Source organism: Pseudomonas sp. FSL R10-0399, assembly GCF_009600165.1.
In the GTDB taxonomy this organism is placed as follows: Bacteria; Pseudomonadota; Gammaproteobacteria; order Pseudomonadales; family Pseudomonadaceae; genus Aquipseudomonas; species Aquipseudomonas helleri.
In genome coordinates this window covers 1-218 of the sequence record NZ_WIWK01000361.1, presented here as the reverse complement: position 1 = coordinate 218, position 218 = coordinate 1, and the positions used below count along the sequence as shown (strand labels likewise).

Below are 218 nucleotides of genomic sequence, written 5' to 3'. Positions count from 1 at the left end.
GGTTGTCCAAGTTTAAGGTGGTAGGCTGGAATCTTAGGTAAATCCGGGATTCTAAGGCCGAGAGCTGATGACGAGTTATCTTTTAGATAACGAAGTGGTTGATGCCATGCTTCCAAGAAAAGCTTCTAAGCTTCAGATAACCAGGAACCGTACCCCAAACCGACACAGGTGGTTGGGTAGAGAATACCAAGGCGCTTGAGAGAACTCGGGTGAAGGAA

The 218-nt window shown here is 47.2% G+C and carries 1 rRNA gene; it reads left to right on the top strand.

The features are described from left to right. Positions 1 to 218: ribosomal RNA gene (locus tag GHO41_RS29705) — 23S ribosomal RNA — on the top strand; the annotation flags it as partial.